At 70.1% G+C, this 14212-nt stretch carries 12 protein-coding genes; 9 read left to right on the top strand and 3 right to left on the bottom strand.

The features are described 5' to 3' along the window. Nucleotides 1-201 precede the first annotated feature (201 nt). From ACFYSH_RS28960 to ACFYSH_RS28945, 4 genes are read left to right on the top strand one after another with little or no spacing between them, the layout of a single operon-like run. Nucleotides 202-1464 (top strand): ABC transporter substrate-binding protein, encoded by a 1263-nt coding sequence (locus ACFYSH_RS28960; RefSeq protein ID WP_388756313.1) that lies wholly within the window; start codon nt 202-204, stop codon nt 1462-1464. Between the two features lie 11 nt (nt 1465-1475). Further along, nucleotides 1476-2444 carry a carbohydrate ABC transporter permease gene (locus ACFYSH_RS28955; RefSeq protein WP_388756310.1) on the top strand — a complete coding sequence of 323 codons (969 nt, stop codon included), beginning with the start codon at nt 1476-1478 and terminating at the stop codon, nt 2442-2444. Between the two features lie 5 nt (nt 2445-2449). After that, the gene (locus ACFYSH_RS28950; protein ID WP_359479130.1) at nt 2450-3304 is read left to right on the top strand and encodes a carbohydrate ABC transporter permease; all 855 of its coding nucleotides are present in this window, start codon (nt 2450-2452) and stop codon (nt 3302-3304) included. Nucleotides 3305-3313: 9 nt separating this feature from the next. Continuing rightward, nucleotides 3314-4693: a GH1 family beta-glucosidase gene (locus ACFYSH_RS28945; RefSeq protein ID WP_359479133.1), complete on the top strand. Its 1380-nt coding sequence runs from the start codon at nt 3314-3316 to the stop codon at nt 4691-4693. A 67-nt stretch (nt 4694-4760) separates the two neighbouring features. Here the strand turns inward: ACFYSH_RS28945 and ACFYSH_RS28940 are convergent, their stop codons facing one another. Continuing rightward, nucleotides 4761-5021 (bottom strand): GlsB/YeaQ/YmgE family stress response membrane protein, encoded by a 261-nt coding sequence (locus ACFYSH_RS28940; protein WP_359479136.1) that lies wholly within the window; start codon nt 5019-5021, stop codon nt 4761-4763. 178 nt (nt 5022-5199) lie between these two features. Between ACFYSH_RS28940 and ACFYSH_RS28935 the strand changes: the two genes are divergently transcribed. Further along, complete coding sequence (locus ACFYSH_RS28935; RefSeq protein ID WP_359479139.1) at nt 5200-6279, top strand: YihY/virulence factor BrkB family protein; 1080 nt, start codon at nt 5200-5202, stop codon at nt 6277-6279. Nucleotides 6280-6313: 34 nt separating this feature from the next. Here the strand turns inward: ACFYSH_RS28935 and ACFYSH_RS28930 are convergent, their stop codons facing one another. Together ACFYSH_RS28930 and acnA are read right to left on the bottom strand one after the other, a co-directional pair. After that, on the bottom strand, nt 6314-7543 hold the full coding sequence (locus tag ACFYSH_RS28930; protein ID WP_388756319.1) for an ROK family protein: 1230 nt from the start codon (nt 7541-7543) through the stop codon (nt 6314-6316). 492 nt (nt 7544-8035) lie between these two features. Next, on the bottom strand, nt 8036-10753 hold the full coding sequence (gene acnA / locus ACFYSH_RS28925) for an aconitate hydratase AcnA (RefSeq protein WP_359479145.1): 2718 nt from the start codon (nt 10751-10753) through the stop codon (nt 8036-8038). 410 nt (nt 10754-11163) lie between these two features. On the opposite strand from acnA, the gene ACFYSH_RS28920 reads away from it, so the two are divergent. The 4 genes from ACFYSH_RS28920 to ACFYSH_RS28905 all read left to right on the top strand — a co-directional run bounded on the left by ACFYSH_RS28920 (nt 11164) and on the right by ACFYSH_RS28905 (nt 14100). Next, complete coding sequence (locus ACFYSH_RS28920) at nt 11164-11862, top strand: GNAT family N-acetyltransferase (RefSeq protein ID WP_359479148.1); 699 nt, start codon at nt 11164-11166, stop codon at nt 11860-11862. A 106-nt stretch (nt 11863-11968) separates the two neighbouring features. Further along, entirely contained in the window at nt 11969-12100 is a 132-nt protein-coding gene (locus tag ACFYSH_RS28915; RefSeq protein ID WP_388756305.1) for a hypothetical protein, read from the top strand. Nucleotides 12101-12217: 117 nt separating this feature from the next. Then, the gene (locus tag ACFYSH_RS28910; RefSeq protein ID WP_359479154.1) at nt 12218-12415 is read left to right on the top strand and encodes a DUF4236 domain-containing protein; all 198 of its coding nucleotides are present in this window, start codon (nt 12218-12220) and stop codon (nt 12413-12415) included. A gap of 155 nt (nt 12416-12570) precedes the next feature. Next, complete coding sequence (locus tag ACFYSH_RS28905; RefSeq protein ID WP_359479157.1) at nt 12571-14100, top strand: UDP-N-acetylglucosamine 1-carboxyvinyltransferase; 1530 nt, start codon at nt 12571-12573, stop codon at nt 14098-14100. Nucleotides 14101-14212 lie beyond the last annotated feature (112 nt).

Raw genomic sequence — 14212 nt, 5'->3', positions numbered from 1 at the left:
ATGGCCTTCGAAGCCCTCGACCAGCTCGCCATGGAACACCTCCTCAACGTCCGCTGACCCACCCACACGGCGCCCGGCGAACCACCGGGCGCCCCACCACCTCCCCGCCGTGACACCGCCGGATCCGCGCAGGGGCTTGACGACAACCCCGTGGGAGCGTTCCCATGGGCCCGGCCACCCTCTTACCGCAAGGGCACCACCGTGACAGAACTATCCCCGGACGGGCGGATCCGACGCCGCAGCCGCCGCACCAGGCGGATCGTCGTCCCCCTCACCGTCGTCTCCGCGATCGTCGCCGGCACCGTCCTGTCGGGATGCGGCCAGCAGCGGGACGACGACGTCTACACCGTCATGAACTCCTCGACCGACGAGTCGTACCACCGCTGGGACGGGGACACGCTCAAGCGCTGCAGCAAGGAGCTCGGTGTCACCATCGAGCAGCAGAGCGTGCCGGCCTCGCAGCTGATGACGAAGGCGCTGCGCATGGCGTCCTCGAAGTCGCTGCCGGACGTCCTCCAGCTGGACGCCTCCGAGATGCCGACGTTCGCCGAGGCCGGCGGCCTGATCCCGCTCAAGGACCTCGGGCTGACCACGACGGACATCCCCGAGGGGATCGTCGACTTCGGTTCGTTCGACGGGAAGTACTACGGCGCCGCGCGCACGGTGAACACCCTGGCGCTGTTCTACAACAAGGACACCCTCGAGAAGGCCGGTCTCGAGGTGCCCACCACGTGGGCCGAGATGCAGTCGACGGCCAAGAAGCTGACCCAGGGCAAGCGGTACGGTCTGGCGCTCAGCGCGGGTGGCGCGGAGGACGGTGTCTTCCAGTTCACGCCGTTCATGTGGTCCAACGGAGGTGACGAGTCGAAGCTCGACACCCCGGAGGTCGCCGGAGCCCTGGACTACTGGAAGGCGCTCCTGAAGGACGGCTCGCTCTCCAAGTCCACGGTCAACTGGACCCAGGCGGACGTGAACGACCAGTTCATGGCGGGCAACGCGGCCATGATGATCAACGGCCCGTGGCAGGTGGAGACCCTGAACGCCAAGAAGGGGCTCAACTGGGGCATCGCCGAGATCCCCGTCCCCGAGGCGGGCGACGACTCGGTCGGTCCGCTGGGCGGCGGTGTGCTCACCGTGCCCAACACCGGGGACACCGAACGTGAGGAGACAGCCGCCAGGATCATCGGCTGCATGGCGGGCGAGGAGGAGCAGATCACCTACGCCCTGAACAGCTGGATGGTCCCGGCGAACACGAAGGCCGCCGCCGTGTGGCGTACGAAGGCACCGGAGCTCGCGGCCCTGGCCGGTCAGGTCTCCACCGCCCGTTCGCGTACCGCGAAGGTCGGCGCACAATGGTCGTCCGTGTCGCTGGCCCTGCAGAGCGCCTTCCAGTCCGCGCTCACCGGCGAGTCCAGCGAGGCCGCTCTGAAGCGTGCCCAGCAGCAGGTCATGAGCGGGAACTGAGGGAACGAACCATGTCATCCAGCACAGCCTCAGCCGCCGCGCCGCCGGCCGGCCCGAAGGCCTCCGCCGCCGCGGTCAAGAAGCCCGTGGACCCACGGAGCGCCAAGCGGCGCAGGACGCTCGCCCAGTGGGGGTTCATCGCCCCCGCCGTGATCTTCATGGCGCTGTTCTTCGGCTACCCGCTCGTCCGCAACATCGTGATGAGCTTCCAGGACTACTCGCCGTCCACGTTCTTCACCGGCGAGGCGCCGTTCAACGGCACGGACAACTGGAGCAACGTCTTCGGGGACGGGCTGTTCGGCAAGGCCCTGTGGCAGACGATCCTCTTCACGGTCGGCTCACTCGTCGGCCAGTTCTGCATCGGCCTGGCCCTCGCCGTCTTCTTCACCCGCCGCTTCCCCCTGAACGGGATCCTGCGCTCGCTGATCCTGCTGCCGTGGCTCGTCCCGATGGTCGTCTCCGGCATCGTGTGGCGGCGCATCTTCGACCAGGACACCGGTGTCCTCAACTCCTTCCTGGGCACCATCGGCCTGCCCGGTGACACGCCGTGGCTGACGAGCACCAGCATGGCGCTGGTCTCGGTGATCCTGGTGAACATCTGGATCGGCATCCCGTTCAACATGGTGATCCTCTACGGCGGCCTCCAGGAGGTTCCCAAGGAGCTGAACGAGGCCGCCGCGCTCGACGGCGCGTCCGCCTGGCGTACGTTCCGCTCGGTCACCCTGCCCATGCTCAAGCCCGTCATCACCGTGGTGCTGGTGCTCGGCTTCATGTCGACGGTGAAGATCCTCGACCTGGTCCTCGCCCTCACCGACGGCGGGCCTGCCGACTCCACCCAGACGCTCGGCACGCTCACGTACCAGAACTCCTTCGTCCAGATGGACTTCGGAGCCGGCGCCGTGGTCGGCAACATCCTGATCCTGATCTCCGCCGTCTTCGCGGTGTTCTACCTGCGGGTCAACCGCAACGAGGGGAAGTGACCGGCATGGCGACCACCACCCAGATCCCCGCCGCCCCGGCTCCCGCCCTCCACCGGCCGAAGCGCCGCTGGGGTGCGACCGTCTTCGGCGTCGTCGTCCTCGCGGTGATGCTGTTCCCGCTGTACTGGATGATCAACACCGCGCTGCAGCCGGACGCGAGCCTGGTCGACGTGGGCCCGGTCCCGACGGGCATCGACTTCTCCGGCTTCACCTCCGCCATCACCGAGCAGGGCGGCAACCTGCTGACCTCGCTGGCCGTGGCGCTCGGCGCCGTGGCCATCTGTCTGGCGATCTCCGCGCCGGCGGCGTACGGCCTGGCCCAGTTCAACGTGCGCGGCGGCAGGACGATCGTCTTCGGCACGCTCATCACCCAGATGGTGCCGGGCATCGTCATCGCGAACGCCCTGTACAGCGCGTACGTGGACCTCGGCCTGGTCAACTCCTACTTCGGCCTGATGCTGGCGGACGCCTCACTGGGTATCCCCTTCGCGATCGTGCTGATGCGCTCGTTCATGGTGTCCATCCCGCGCGAGGTCATCGAGGCCGCCGAGGTCGACGGCGCCGGCCGCATCCGTACGTTCGTCCAGGTCGTCCTGCCGATGAGCCGCAACTCGCTGATCACCGCCGGGCTGTTCTCGTTCCTGTACGCGTGGAGCGACTTCATGTTCGCCCTCACGCTGAACACCACGGACGACGTCAAGCCGATCACGCTGGGCATCTACCAGTACATCGGCGCGCACGTCGGCGACTGGGGCTCGGTGATGGCCGCCTCGGTGCTCTCCGCGGTGCCGGCAGCCGTTCTCCTCGTCCTGTCCCAGAAGTACATCGCCGCCGGGATCACCGGCGGCTCGGTCAAGTAAGGGTTCCCCATGAGTGACTTCCCGGTCTTCCCGCCCGGTTTCGTCTTCGGCGCGGCCACGGCCTCGTACCAGATCGAGGGCGCCGTGGATGAAGACGGCCGCGGCCCGTCCATCTGGGACACCTACAGCCACACGCCAGGCAGGACGGACGGCGGGGACACCGGCGACGTCGCGTGCGACCACTACCACCGGTATCCCGAGGACGTCGCCCTGCTGCGCGACCTGGGCGTGGAGTCCTACCGCTTCTCGATCGCCTGGTCCCGCATCCAGCCCACGGGCAGCGGCGCGGTCAACCCCAAGGGGTTGGACTTCTACTCCCGGCTCGTGGACTCGCTCCTGGAGGCGGGCATCGAGCCGGCCGCCACCCTCTACCACTGGGACCTGCCGCAGGCCCTGGAGGACAAGGGCGGCTGGCGGGTACGCGAGACCGCCGAGCGCTTCGGTGAGTACACCGCGATCATGGCCGAGCACCTCGGCGACCGGGTGCCGCGCTGGATCACCCTCAACGAGCCGTGGTGCAGCGCCTTCCTCGGCTACTCCGTGGGCCGGCACGCGCCGGGTGCCCAGGAGGGGCGCGGGGCGCTGGCCGCCGCGCACCACCTGCTGGTCGGTCACGGCCACGCGATGAACGCGCTGCGCGCGGCGGGCGTCCGCGAGGCGGGCATCACGCTCAACCTGGACCGCAACGTCCCGGCCACCGAGTCGGACGCCGACCTCGCCGCCGTCGTCCGGGCGGACACCCAGCACAACCTGGTGTGGACCGAGCCGCTCCTCGCCGGCCGCTACCCGGCCACCGAGGAGGAGACCTGGGGCGAGCTGATCACCGGCCAGGACTTCCGCCGCGAGGGCGACCTGGAGCTGATCTCCCAGCCGATGGACTTCCTCGGCATCAACTACTACCGGCCGATCGTCGTCGCCGCCGCCCCGCACCGCGAGGCGGACCCGGCGCTGCGCGTGGCCACGGACAACCGGTACGCGGAGGGGAACTACCCGGACGTCCGCAAGACGGCCATGGGATGGCCGGTCGTCCCGGAGTCCTTCACCGATCTGCTGACCGTGCTGAAGCAGACGTACGGCGACGCCCTGCCGCCGGTGCACATCACGGAGAACGGCTCGGCGGAGTTCGACAGTGTCGAGGCGGACGGCTCCGTCCACGACGCCGACCGGGTGGAGTACCTGCGCACCCACCTCACGGCGCTGAGGGCGGCCATGGACGCCGGCGTCGACGTGCGCGGGTACTACGTGTGGTCGCTGCTGGACAATTTCGAGTGGGCGCTGGGGTACGCGAAGCGGTTCGGGATCATCCGGGTCGACTACGACACCCTGGAGCGCACCCCGAAGGACAGCTACCGCTGGTATCAGCAGCTGATCGCGGCGCACCGGGCCTGAACGCCGGGTGCGGGCCCGGACCGGCTGGTCAGCCGGTCCGGGCCCGCACCCGTGTGCCGCCGGAGGGTCAGACCCGTCGGCGGGACCACATGGGTGCCACGAGGGCGATGAGGACAGCGGCGACGCCGATCTGGAAGACGTGCCGGATCCAGTCGATGCCCCCGGTGTCGCGAACCCCGACGGCGCTGGCGAGCGCGTTGCCGGCGAGGGCGCCGACGATACCGAGGAGTGTCGTCAGCCAGAGGGGGATGGGCTGACGACCGGGTACGACGAGCTTGGCCAGCAGGCCGATGATGAGTCCCGCGATGATGGCCCACAGGAATGACACGACCAGTCCTCCTCTTGTTCCGCGTCGCACGTTCGGTGCGGCTACAGCCCGCGTGCCCGGCGCGCCCCGAACCATGCGTGCCTCTCCGGCTCACCGGTGGGCGCCGGACGGCGCCCCAGCGGATATCCGTCCGGGCGGAACCGGTTTCCGTCCGGCTGGGGCGGTTACCGGACTTGCCATGGCACGCACACCGGAACCCCACGCCCACCACACCCGCGGCGGCCACGACGGCGCCGACCATGACGACGGCCGCGCGGACGGCACCCTCCAGCAGTCGGGCCGCGTCGGGCCGGACCCGGAGGTGGAGCGCAACGCACCCGACGAACCGACCGCCATGCCCCGGAAGTCGTGGTGGGCGGTGCTGAAACGCACGGTGCGGGAGTTCACGGACGACGAACTCAGCGACCGGGCGGCGGCCCTGACGTACTACAGCGTGCTCTCGCTCTTCCCGGCCCTGCTCGTCCTGGTCTCCCTGCTCGGTGTCGCGGGGAGGTCCGCCACCCAGCAGGTGATGGACAACCTCCAGGAACTCGCCCCCGGCCCGGTCCGGGACATCCTCTCCGACGCCGTCCAGCAGTTGCAGGGCAACGGCGGCACGGGATCGCTGATGGCCGTCGTCGGTCTGCTGCTGGCGGTGTGGTCGGCCTCCGGCTACATCGCGGCTTTCATCCGCTGCTCGAACGCCGTCTACGACATGCCCGAGGGGCGGCCCGTGTGGAAGGTGCTGCCCCTGCGACTGGGGCTGACGGTGACCCTGATGGTGCTGGCGGTCCTCAGCGCCCTGATCGTGGTGTTCACCGGGCCCGTCGCCCAGCGGGCCGGTTCCGCCCTCGGGGTCGGCGACCCCGCCATGGCGGTCTGGTCGATCGCGAAGTGGCCGGTCCTGGTCCTGCTCGTCACGATCATGATCGCCATCCTGTACTGGGCCGCTCCGAACGCCCGGGGGCGGGGCTTCAAGTGGGTGACGCCCGGCAGTGTCCTCGCCCTGCTGCTCTGGATGGCCGCCTCGGCCGGGTTCGCGCTGTACGTGGCCTACTTCTCCTCGTACAACAAGACCTACGGCGCCCTCGCCGGCGTGATCATCTTCCTGGTCTGGCTGTGGATCACCAACCTGGCGATCCTGCTCGGTCTCGAGTTCGACGCGGAGATGGCCCGCCAGCGGGCCATCGAAGGCGGCCACCCGGTGGCCGAGGAGCCGTACGTGGAACCGCGCGACACCGCCAAGTGGACCGAGGAGGAACGCCGCCACCTCGGCTGAACGACGTGGGGACGGCCCGTGGGGGCGTACGCGTTCAACGCAGCGCGTACGCCGCCGGGTTGTCCAGCACTTCGTGCACCACCCGGGCCGCCGCGCCCCGGGCCGCGTCGCCGGAGACGGACGAGGCACGCAGACGGCTGCCGTTCTCGTGCCAGCGGCCCGACACCACCCGCGCGGTGAGCTGGGCGTCCGCGGACTTCTCCAGCCACGGCATGAGGGTGCGGTAGATCCCGCCCAGGACGACGGCCTCCGGGTCGAAGAGGTTCACCGCGCCGGCCAGCACCACGCCCATCCGGTCCCCCGCCTCCCGCAGCGCCGAGACGGCCCGCTTCTGACCGGCCGCGGCGGACTGCTCCAGCTCGGCGATCCCGCGTACTCCGATGTCCGGGTCGATGCCGGCGGCCCGCAGCAGGGCCGCCCGGCCGGCGTACTGCTCGAGGCAGCCGTGCGCGCCGCACCGGCAGAGGGGGCCCTTCGGGTCGACGACGACGTGCCCGATCTCGCCCGCGAACCCGTGGGCGCCGCGCAGCACTTCGCCGTTCACCACGAGCGCGCCGCCCACGCCGATCTCGCCCGTGAGATAGAGGAAGGTGCGTACGCCGCCGAGTCCGCCGAACCACAGCTCGGCCAGGGCCGCCAGGTTGGCCTCGTTGCCGGAGCCGACGGCCAGTGCCCGACCGGCCGGGCGCAGTGTGCTGAGCGCCTGCCCGAAGATGCCCTCGGCGGCGACCCTGCTCCAGCCGAGGTTGGGAGCCTGCCGGACGACACCGCCGGAGACCAGGCCGGGCAGGGCCAACTCAACGCCCACCACGCGCAGTTCCTGTTCCCGGGTGGACGCGATGACCCGGTTGGTGAGCCGGGCGGCGTGGGCCAGGACCTCGGCGGGCGGGATGTTCCGGTGGTCGGTGTGCTCGGTGACCCGGACCCGGTCGGTACTGGTGAGGTCGACGGCGCACACGGAGACGTAATCGATGTTGATCTCCACCCCGAGTCCCGCCGGGCCGGTCCTGGAGAGCTTCAGCACGGTGCCGGGGCGCCCGGCGCCTCCGCCGGAGGTCTTGCCTGACTCGCTGAGGCAGTCCAGCGCGAGGAGTTCCTCGACGAGCGAGGAGACGGCGGCCCTGGTGAGCCCCACGAGGCTCGCCACCCGCGCCCGGGTGACCTCGCCCTCGTCGCGCACGGTGCGCAGGACCAGACTGAGGTTGTGCCGGCGCACGGACTCGTGTCCGGCCTTGGCCGCCGGCGAGGTGAGGGTGTTCTTCATCAGACCTTCAAGCCTAAGGGCCGCACCCCGGGGGTGCGGCCCTTGGACACGGCGCGGGAGCCCGCGCCCGGCGGTATCGGTCACCCGCTCGTCGAGGCTGCCGAGGAGGAAGCCGCGTCCGGCGAGCACGGTGGTCAGCGCCAACGCCCCGCGGACCGCCGCCAGGGTGAGCCCGATGAAGACCAACAGCCGGGTGCGCAGCCGTCGGTGACACGGCCGCCTTCCGCCTCGCGGCGCGTACGGCGAGGGAGAGCGGCTCGGTCAGGTTCGCCTCGTCGTCGACGATGAGTGCGCGGGCGGGTGCGGTGCGGATACCGGGCATCCGCCCATCGTCGGACGGTCACCTGGGAACGGGCTGTGCGGGCGCTGTGCCATGGCGAGGAACCTGCCCCCCGCAGCCGCGATGCGGACGACGGCCCCGGGCGGGCCGGGACACCCGAACGCGAAGGGCCGCACCCGGGGGGTGCGGCCCTCACTCACTTCGCGGTGCCCTTACTTGCGGATCAGGCTGCGGAGCACGTACTGCAGGATGCCACCGTTGCGGTAGTAGTCCGCCTCACCGGGGGTGTCGATGCGGACGACGCCGTCGAACTCCACTCCGGTGTCGGTGGTGACCTTCACGGTGCGCGGCGTGGTGCCGTTGTTCAGCTCGGTCACGCCGGTGAAGGAGAAGGACTCCTCGCCGGTCAGGCCGAGGGACTCGGCGGTGTGGCCCTCCGGGAACTGGAGCGGGAGGACGCCCATGCCGATGAGGTTCGAACGGTGGATGCGCTCGTAGGACTCGGCGATGACGGCCTTGACGCCCAGGAGCGCGGTGCCCTTGGCCGCCCAGTCACGGGACGAGCCGGAGCCGTACTCCTTGCCCGCCAGGATGACGAGCGGGGTGCCCGCGGCCTGGTAGTTCTGCGAGGCGTCGTAGATGAACGACACCGGGCCGTCCGCCTGGGTGAAGTCGCGGGTGAAGCCGCCCTCGGTGCCCGGCGCGATCTGGTTGCGCAGGCGGATGTTGGCGAACGTGCCGCGGATCATGACCTCGTGGTTACCACGGCGCGAGCCGTAGGAGTTGAAGTCACGGCGCTCGATGCCGTGCTCCGTGAGGTACTGGCCGGCCGGGGTGTCGGCCTTGATCGCACCGGCCGGGGAGATGTGGTCGGTGGTGACCGAGTCGCCCAGCTTGGCGAGCACCCGGGCGCCGGTGATGTCCTCGACCGGGGTCGTCTCCATCGTCATGCCCTCGAAGTACGGGGGCTTGCGCACGTAGGTGGACTCGGAGTCCCACTCGAAGGTGTCGCCGGTCGGGATCGACAGCGCCTGCCACTGGGCGTCGCCCGCGAAGACGTCCTGGTAGGACTTGTTGAACATGTCCTCGCCGATGGAGTTGGCGACGACGTCGTTGACCTCGGCCTCCGTCGGCCAGATGTCCTCGAGGTGGACGGGCTTGCCGTCCTGGTCGACGCCGAGGGCGTCCTTGGTGATGTCGACCTTCATCGAACCCGCGATGGCGTACGCGACGACCAGCGGCGGGGACGCCAGGTAGTTCATCTTGACGTCGGGGTTGATCCGGCCCTCGAAGTTGCGGTTGCCGGAGAGCACCGAGGTCACGGCCAGGTCGTGGTCGTTGACCGCCTTGGAGACCTCTTCCGGCAGCGGGCCGGAGTTGCCGATGCAGGTGGTGCAGCCGTAGCCGACGAGGTTGAAGCCGACCTTGTCGAGGTACGGGGTCAGGCCCGCCTTGTCGAAGTAGTCGGTGACGACCTTCGAGCCCGGGGCGAGGGTGGTCTTGACCCACGGCTTGCGGGTCAGACCCTTCTCGACGGCCTTCTTGGCCACGAGCGCCGCGGCGACCATGACGTACGGGTTCGAGGTGTTGGTGCAGGAGGTGATCGCGGCGACGGTGACGGCGCCGTGGTCGAGCTCGTACGTCGTACCGTCGGGGGCGGTCACGGTGACCGGGTTCGACGGGACGCCGTCGGGAGACACGGCCGGGGCGTCGGAGGCCGGGAAGGACTCCTTGCTCGCCTCCATGTCGTCCGCGACGTAGTTGCGTACGTCCTCGGCGAACTTGGCCTTGGCGTTCGCCAGGACGATGCGGTCCTGCGGGCGCTTCGGGCCGGCGATGGAGGGGACGACCGTGGAGAGGTCGAGCTCCAGCTTCTCGGAGAAGTCCGGCTCGGCGGCCGGGTCGAGCCAGAGGCCCTGCTCCTTGGCGTACGCCTCGACGAGCGCGACCTGCTGGGCGTCGCGGCCGGTCAGGCGGAGGTACTTCAGCGTCTCGTCGTCGATCGGGAAGATCGCGGCGGTGGAGCCGAACTCCGGCGACATGTTGCCGATGGTGGCGCGGTTCGCGAGGGAGGTGGCGGCGACGCCCTCACCGTAGAACTCGACGAACTTGCCGACGACGCCGTGCTTGCGGAGCATCTCGGTGATGGTCAGCACGAGGTCGGTGGCGGTGGTGCCGGCCGGGAGCTCGCCGGTCAGCTTGAAGCCGACGACGCGCGGGATGAGCATGGAGACCGGCTGGCCGAGCATCGCGGCCTCGGCCTCGATGCCGCCGACGCCCCAGCCCAGCACACCGAGGCCGTTGACCATGGTGGTGTGCGAGTCGGTGCCGACGAGGGTGTCGGGGTACGCCTGGCCGTTACGGACCATGACCGTGCGGGCCAGGTGCTCGATGTTGACCTGGTGGACGATGCCGGTGCCCGGGGGGACGACCTTGAACTCGTCGAAGGCGGTCTGGCCCCAGCGCAGGAACTGGTAACGCTCCTTGTTGCGGCCGTACTCCAGCTCCACGTTCTGCGCGAACGCGTCGTTGGTGCCGAACTTGTCGGCGATGACGGAGTGGTCGATGACCAGCTCGGCCGGGGCCAGCGGGTTGATCTTCGCCGGGTCGCCGCCGAGCTCCTTGACGGCCTCACGCATGGTGGCGAGGTCCACGACGCACGGGACGCCCGTGAAGTCCTGCATGATCACGCGGGCCGGTGTGAACTGGATCTCCTGGCTGGGCTGGGCCTGCGAGTCCCATCCGCCCAGCGCCCGGATGTGGTCGGCGGTGATGTTCGCGCCGTCCTCGGTGCGGAGCAGGTTCTCCAGCAGCACCTTCAGGCTGTAAGGGAGGCGCGCGGAGCCCTCGACCTTGTCCAGCTTGAAGATCTCGTACGACTCGTCGCCCACGCGCAGCGTGCTGCGGGCGTCGAAGCTGTTCGCCGACACGACAGTCTCCTTCTTCAATGTGCGCGTATAACCACGCCGCGCCTCATGTGCGGCCGGCGCCGCCTGTGGCCCCCACCATCCGCTAAGGTAAGGATTAGTTAGGTAACCCTTACCGGGCGGCGGCTGCGGTGCGCCTCGGCAGATATCTCGATGTCGAGATAACTCTAGTACATCGCCGCCGCGCGGTCATGCCCGGGCGCCCGTGTTCCGCGCCGCACCACGACGGCGCGCGTACGCGGCGAAGCCCGGACGGTCCTCGCCGAAAGCCGGTGAGGACCGATTCGCCTGGAAAGCACGCGTGCGTACGCCGGAGCGCCACACGTGATCACCATGCGCGGCGGGCACATGCCGTCGCGCCTGATGCACTGGGCAGCTGCCTCCGGGACCGTGATCCGCTCCGAGGATGCGCCTTGCCCTTCACCCACACCGCCCCCGCGCCCTTCACCCACACCTCCGAGGCCGTACGGGCGTGGGTCCACGGCTGGGCCGTGTCACGCGGCGCGGCCGTGCCGTCATCCCGGCCCTGGGGCTTCACCGTCGAGATCGGTCTCCCCGGGCACGCCATGAGCCATGTCCTGCCCAGCCCGGACGAAAGGACCGTGCGCGAGATCACCGGGAGGGCGACCGGCCACGGAGTCTGGCTGAAGGCCCTCGTGCCGCCGGCGACGCTCGCGCCCTGGCTCGCGCCCGGCTGGTCCCTCCCCGGCGGGCCCGGGGCCCTGATGTCCACCCCCCTGAGCGTCACTCCCGGCCACATAGGGCCCGCCCTTCCCCGGGGCTACCAGCTCCACACCCGGACCGGTGCCGGCGTCACGCGGGCCGTGGTGCACTCCCCCGACGGCGCCCGTGCCGCGCGCGGCCGGATCGCCGTCACCGGCAGCGCCGCCGTCGTCGACCAGGTGGAGACCGGCCCCGCCCACCGGCGCCGCGGCCTGGGGCGCCTGATCATGCACACCCTCACCGCTGCCGCCGCCGGCCAGGGGGCCACTGCGGGCGTGCTGGCAGCGACGCCGGAGGGCCGGGCCCTGTACGAGACGACCGGATGGGTCGTCCTGGCCCCCCTGGCCAGCGCGGTGCGGGGGCCCGATCCGGTGGAGACCCGTCCCTGACCCAGAACGCCGCCCGACCGGGGCCAGGCGGTCCGGAAGCCTTCACCTGCCCCGGACGCCCGGCGGCCCAACTCGCCACAGGGGCCGCGGCGTAAGCTCATCGGTCATGGGAGACACGCCGCACGAGACCGGACCATGGCGCCAGGGGCGCGATCCGCAGCGTCGGAGCATCGGCGTGCTGGGCTGGGCGTTGCTGGTCCTTCTTCTGGTCGTCCTGTTCACTTTCGGACCGTACTGACCCCCGCGCCGCACCCGTCCGGCACGGACGACACCCCGGGCCCCGACTCCGAACCGGGCGCCTCCCGCATGACCCGGCGGCTTCGGGATACCCGTACTCCTGACAGAGGAGGCACAGATGCCGCTCACCTTCCGTAAGAGTTTCCAGATCCTTCCGGGCGTCCGGCTGAACATCAACCGGCGCTCTTGGTCCGTCACCACCGGCGGACGGCACGGCCCGAAGCACACCACGAGCAGCACCGGCCGGCGCACGACGTCCATGGACCTGCCGGGCCCCTTCGGCTGGCGCAGGACGACGCGTCGCCGTCGCGGCTGAATTTCACCTGTTCGGCGGTACTCCGCACGCCGGGCCGTTGGGCGGCACCTGACCCTTCAGACAGGGGGCCGCCCACGGCCCGGGCTCCCCAGCGACACGTGAACCCCACACCCCCCGGCGCGATCTTCATCTCATATCTGAGATAGCGTGCAGCCATGGAAGACGACTACCTCGCACGTATCGGCAAGCTCATCCGTGACGCCCGTCAGCACCGTGGCTGGACACAGAGCCAGCTCGCCGAGGCGCTCGCCACGAGTCAGAGCGCCGTCAACCGCATCGAGCGCGGCAACCAGAACATCAGCCTTGAGATGATCGCCCGCATCGGCGAGGCTCTGGACAGCGAGATCGTATCGCTCGGCTACGCCGGGCCCATGCATCTGCGCGTGGTCGGCGGACGCCGGCTCTCCGGCTCCATCGACGTCAAGACGAGCAAGAACGCGTGCGTCGCCCTGCTCTGCGGCTCGCTGCTCAACAAGGGCCGCACGGTGCTGCGCCGGGTGGCCCGCATCGAGGAGGTCTTCCGGCTGCTGGAGGTCCTCAACTCCATCGGCGTACGCACCCGCTGGATCAACGACGGTGTGGACCTCGAGATCCTGCCGCCCGATCGGCTCGAGCTGGAGGCCATCGACGCGGACGCCGCGCGCCGGACCCGCTCCATCATCATGTTCCTCGGCCCGTTGCTGCACCGCGTGGACCGCTTCACCCTGCCGTACGCCGGCGGCTGCGACCTCGGCACACGCACGATCGAGCCGCACATGATCGCGCTGCGCCGCTTCGGTCTGGAGATCGCGGCGACCGACGGGCTCTACCACGCCCAGGTCGACCACGAGGTCCGGCCGGACCGCCCCATCGTGCTGACCGAGCGCGGCGACACGGTGACCGAGAACGCCCTGCTGGCCGCGGCCCGGCACGACGGTACGACGGTCATCCGCAACGCGTCCTCCAACTACATGGTCCAGGACCTGTGCTTCTTCCTGGAGGCGCTCGGCGTGCGCGTGGAGGGCGTCGGAACGACGACCCTCACGGTGCACGGGGTGCCGGAGATCGACGTGGACGTCGACTACTCCCCTTCCGAGGACCCGGTCGAGGCGATGAGCCTGCTGGCCGCGGCCGTGGTGACGGAGTCCGAGCTGACGATCCGCCGGGTCCCGATCGAGTTCCTGGAGATCGAGCTCGCGGTCCTGGAGGAGATGGGCGTCGACTGCGACCGCACGCCGGAGTACGCCGCCGACAACGGCCGCACCCGGCTGGTCGACCTGACGGTCAGGCCCTCCAAGCTGGAGGCACCCATCGACAAGATCCACCCGATGCCCTTCCCCGGGCTGAACATCGACAACGTGCCGTTCTTCGCGGCCATCGCCGCCGCCGCGCACGGCAAGACACTGATCCACGACTGGGTCTACGACAACCGCGCCATCTACCTCACCGATTTGAACCGCCTCGGGGGCAGGCTCCAACTCCTCGACCCGCACCGCGTCCTGGTCGAGGGCCCGACCCGCTGGCGCGCCGCCGAGATGATGTGCCCGCCCGCACTGCGTCCGGCGGTGGTGGTGCTGCTGGCGATGATGGCGGCCGAAGGCACATCCGTGCTGCGCAACGTGTACGTGATCAACCGGGGGTACGAGGAGCTGGCGGAGCGGCTGAACTCGGTGGGCGCGCAGATCGAGATCTTCCGGGACATCTGACCGGCGGGGTGGGGGGGGGCCCGGGGGCCCCCGGGGCCCCCCCCCCCCACGACCGCAGGCCAGGGGGAAAACCCCCAGCAGGGGCCAAACAGGAGAAACGGGTGTTTTTTTT

Source organism: Streptomyces sp. NPDC005791 (assembly GCF_042871485.1).
Taxonomy (GTDB): Bacteria; Actinomycetota; Actinomycetes; order Streptomycetales; family Streptomycetaceae; genus Streptomyces.
The sequence above is the reverse complement of the archived record's forward strand: the minus strand, read 5'-3'. Positions and strand labels throughout refer to the sequence as shown.